General features: G+C 54.2%; 4 protein-coding genes. All 4 read right to left on the bottom strand.

Going from position 1 to position 4,349, the window contains the following annotated elements; all coding sequences use genetic code 11:
* A partial coding sequence (locus RBR60_RS16235; protein WP_320358736.1) for a PglZ domain-containing protein occupies positions 1 to 1,628 on the bottom strand: 1,628 nt, incomplete at its 3' end.
* Positions 1,625 to 2,251 (bottom strand): DUF4276 family protein, encoded by a 627-nt coding sequence (locus RBR60_RS16230; RefSeq protein ID WP_320358733.1) that lies wholly within the window; start codon positions 2,249 to 2,251, stop codon positions 1,625 to 1,627. The genes RBR60_RS16230 and RBR60_RS16235, both read right to left, overlap by 4 nt.
* Complete coding sequence (locus tag RBR60_RS16225) at positions 2,251 to 3,498, bottom strand: AAA family ATPase (RefSeq protein ID WP_320358731.1); 1,248 nt, start codon at positions 3,496 to 3,498, stop codon at positions 2,251 to 2,253. The genes RBR60_RS16230 and RBR60_RS16225 overlap by 1 nt, the downstream gene beginning before the upstream one ends.
* A gap of 17 nt (positions 3,499 to 3,515) precedes the next feature.
* A partial coding sequence (locus tag RBR60_RS16220; protein ID WP_320358729.1) for a hypothetical protein occupies positions 3,516 to 4,349 on the bottom strand: 834 nt, incomplete at its 5' end.

The raw sequence follows: 4,349 nt of genomic DNA, 5'->3' as shown, positions 1-4,349 counted from the left end.
CGCTGGGCAACGGTCCCGGCCGGAAGATCGTGAATGTATGGCACCAGTCCGGTGTCCTGTTTTACCAGATGAAAGCCTGTGGATGCGCCGGGCAGCAGACTGGCCATCCCCACCGGGGTGGTGCTGGGCAGTTGAACCAGGGCCGGGGTGATCTGGGTTTTCGCCTCTTCGGAAAGCTGTTTTTCCAACGCCTCCCCCAGTTCATACCGAAGGGCATCCACCAGGATCAATGCCACCTTGTTGCCGCTAAGCGCCAGTTTCGGGGCGATCAGCTTGTCAAACAGATCTGCATTGCACAATCGGCCGGACACGGGCCAGCCCTTTTCCTGGAAATGCCGGGTAAACACAAACTGCACCTTTTCGATCAGGGTGCCATACTGCTTTCGCACCATTTCCTGGACAGGGGTCATGATGCCTGTCGGGTCCTGCCAGGCATAATCACCGACCGACTGCTCAAATTCCCGATGCCGGCGGTCCACTTCCCGCAGCTGGGTGACATAAAAGTCAATCAGGCTGTCCATGGACAGGGATCGATCCCCCAAAGCCCTGTCATTGTCCTGGCAGGCGGCCATCAGGGCCAGGGCCGAGTGCAGCAGGTCCCATTGAATCTGACTTTCCCCTTTTCCCGTCCAGACAGAGCGGCTGTGGCGGGAAATGATTCCCCTGGCCCGGTCCAGGTCATCTGAAAGCAGCGCATCCATGGCCTGGGAAAGAAAGGTTCGCTCTTCAAAGGCAAATGTGTCGCGTATCCCGAAATCATGCATCTGTTTGCAGTGGTCCGCCAGGTTCAGTTCCTGTTCTATGGCTTCTGCCCGCAGGACATAGGTATTGCGGGTGCGGGTGTCGCTTCTGAGCCGCTCGCAGATATCTTCTATCAACGGTTTTGCCGGCGCATCTGCATGGGGCACGTCACACAGCGCGGGCGGCAAGGATTCGGGCAGGTCAAACACAAACTCACTGAACAACAGGTACCGCCAGAATTCATCGGCAATGGCTGACCAGGTTCTGCCTTTTGTCTTCAAGGAAAGGCCCAGGGCATCGCTCAACAGGGCTTTGGCTTCCGCAGCCCAGGTTTTGCTTTCCTTGAGGGTTCGTTGCTGCATCTCACTGGGGCTCAACAGGGCAAACAAAATATCCCGGGTGGATTCCACATTCAACAGCGCCCGCAGGTTCGGCCAGCTCAGGCCGGTGCCAATGGCATCGATCACGGCAAACCCGGGATCCGGATCCTGTGCAAATACGGCACGCACCTGGGTTTGGTGATCCGGCTTTGCCTTCAGGCAGATGCTCAGATACTGGTCCCCATCCCCGTCCGGAAACACCGCACCGCAGGCTAGGTAGAGGGCAAACGGGTCTTTCTGCTTTTCTTCCTCCGTCATGGGCCGGGGGGCAGGGACGTACACCAGCAACTGTTCGATCTCGTGCCGCCCCAGTTGTAAAAACGCATCCATGGCCGCAGCCCGGCTCAGGATACTGGATTCGCCCGTATCCACCACTGTGCGTTTTTCCGTTGCCATGTCCCGGCACAGGTCTCGATACCGGGCATCCGGGTCATACACAACCAACACCTGATGTTTCTGCAGCCTTGGTAACAGAATCTCATCCTGAATAAACGAGGTAATGCTCATGCCCGGCCCCCTGCCATGATGTGGTTGACCGCATGGTAAAACACCTTGAAACTGTGGGACCGGTTTTTTGTCACGTCCATGTACCGGGCAATCTGCCGGGCGCATTCGGTTTTGCGCAGACCCGTTGAAAAGTAACCGGCCCGCTTGAGGATGCGTTCAAATGCCTCCCAGGTACCGCCTTTGATGGCATCCGGATTTCGAAAGGGGGCTTTTTCAGGGATGGTCTCCGGTACTTTGGGAAAGGCTTTTTTCACGGCCTGCCAGTCCCCGAAATACCAGGCTTCCAGCTCTTCGATGACGATCCGGTTTGTGACTTTAAACCGGTGGCTGGCCCCTGCCTGTGTTTTGGTCATCAGGCCGGCGCCGGCGGCATGGGCTTCCAGCTGTGCTTTGAGTTTCTGGCAATCATCACTGTCACGGTCCACCAGCACCAGGATGGACCAGTTTTCCGGCAGCCAGGCCCTGTAGCCCTTCAATCGGCTGGGAAGCTGGAGGAGAAGGTCCTGTTTGCACTGAAACCGAATAATCTGAAAATCGATCCCGGCCAGCATCCTGGGCAAAATGATCTCCAGGGCCGCTTCCATGGAAGGCTCTTCCACAAACACAATCAGCTTTTCCAGCATCATTTTTTCCTTTTGGTCCCTGGTCCGGGTGCCCCGGAGTTCACCAATGGATCGCCCAGGCCGAAATGCCCTTCCATCCATAAATGGCCTAAAGCCCCGCCGGCCTCGGTCATCTCCGGAACCCCCTGGATGTCCGACGCTTTGACTATCCGGGAAAAACCAAGATTATCTCGGTAGATAACCCGCACTTCCTCAGGCCGCATGGCATTGAGCAAAAAAGGCGAGTGCGTGGTGATGAACAGTTGACTTCTTTGCGCTGCGGCCCGGCATTCTTCTGCCAGTTCCGGCAGCAGCCGGGGGTGGAGAAAATTTTCCGGCTCCTCGATACCGATAAACCGGGGCGGTTCCGGATCATACAATACCGTGAGATAGGCGAGCATCTTCATGGTGCCGTCTGATGCAAATTTGGCAAGCACAGGTTTTTCAAAGGGCGCATCCTTTATCTGCAACAGCAGGCGGCCGTCCGGCATGGGATCGGCAAAGACTTGTTCCAGGCAGGGAATACGCTGCCGCAGGATGTCAAATATGGTTTCCAGCCGGTCCGGATGTTGTTCCTTGAGAAACTGAACCACATTGGGCAGATTGTCGCCATTTTTGCTCAACCGCTCCTGGGGGCCTGCCTCGGGCTGGTTCCGGGTCTGATCGATGGACAGATACGACACATACCAGTCCGTGATAAATTCTCTGAGGGCCGCCACCCGGGGGTGTTCGGAAAACTGTCCCAAGGTGTTCACCGCAATTAAATCCGGTGATCTCAGGTTGCTGTCTATGCGGACATCATCCACATCAGGGGCCTCCCCGCTGGAGGCTTTTCCCACCCCTTTCTTGAATTCGATGAACCGAAAGGGCTGACCCGTGCTGCCCCGCCGCCATTTCAGCCACTCTTCCACCACTTCAGGGCCTTTTTTCCCCTCATCAATGGCCAGGTGATAGGTGATAATGGGGGTGCCCGGCTGTTCTCTGTATTTGAGTTCAAACACAATGGGACCTTCAGCCCCCCGGCTTTTCAATTCCCTTGCCCGGCCCCGGCGATCCCAGGCATGGCGCAGGCCATATTGAAAGCATTCGGAAAGAAAATTGAATACATCAAACACCGTTGATTTGCCGCTGCCATTGGGTCCCAGCAAAACTGTCATGGGTGTCAGTTTATCAAGGGACACATTTTTCAGGGCACGGAAGTTTTCCACTTTCAGGGATTCGATTCGGGGGATCCCTTTTTTCTTTGTTTTTGTCTTTTCAGTATTCATGCGCTGTTGTCTCCATCTCAATGAGAGGATCTCATGGCTGCTTTTTTCTGATGAATCAGTTCCTGCAACCGGCTTTCTGTCAATGGTTTCGGCTGCCATTCCAATTTGGTCTTGCCTGTGTCTTTCCCCCTGCGGATGACCGGCACTTCGATCTCTTCCCAGAAATCATTTTCCACATCATGGGCAATGGCAAGGCTTCTGTCTGAATGGCATTTGCGCAGGACCCGTTCCGGCCAGATACTGCACGCCAGGTGGGCCCAGTCATACTCCCCGTTTTCCAGTTTTTTCCAGGTGTCTTTGAGTTTTTTCTGCCATTGCCGGTGCTGGAACAGCTTCCACAGCGGAGCAGCCGTAATTTGAACCCCGTCATTCAGGTCGGGTTTCCAGAATCCGGCAATGCGTAACAGCTCATCGCGAAAATCCTTGAGTTCACCTTCCAGGTCTGACAGCCTTGCCAGTTCTTTTTCTTCAGCCCTGCTGCGGGTTGTTTGACTGCGAAGAGCAGTCAGGTCATCCGTGACGGTTTTGAGTTTCGGCTCCACAAAGTCATTGACACAGGTATACAGAGTTTGATCGGTGAGACGGTGGTAATAAACCCACAGGGTGTATGAACCAGATGGGGTTTGAAGTGGCCAGTAGATGGGAGCCTGGCGCCGGCTTTTAGCGTATTGTTTTAAATGGTTATCAAAAAAACAATTGGTGGAGTTTAAGTACTGAATGATGTTACCACAATTTAGTGTGTTTGAAATGTCCTGAGCTGTATTGGCACCAAAGAATTCATCAATAAATAAAATCACTTGATTTCCAAAAGACTCATTGGAATTGAAGTCCTCAAAGTATATACCACAATC

Origin of the sequence: Desulfobotulus sp., from assembly GCF_034006065.1 — a bacterium.
Taxonomy (GTDB): Bacteria; Desulfobacterota; Desulfobacteria; order Desulfobacterales; family ASO4-4; genus Desulfobotulus.
Note: the sequence above shows the minus strand (reverse complement) of the source record. Positions and strands in the feature narration are given on the sequence as shown.

Coding starts and splice junctions, on each gene's coding strand:
- RBR60_RS16230 (WP_320358733.1), bottom strand. CDS start 2,251: ATGCTGGAAAAGCTGATTGTGTTTGTGGAAGAGCCTTCCATGGAAGCG.
- RBR60_RS16225 (WP_320358731.1), bottom strand. CDS start 3,498: ATGAATACTGAAAAGACAAAAACAAAGAAAAAAGGGATCCCCCGAATC.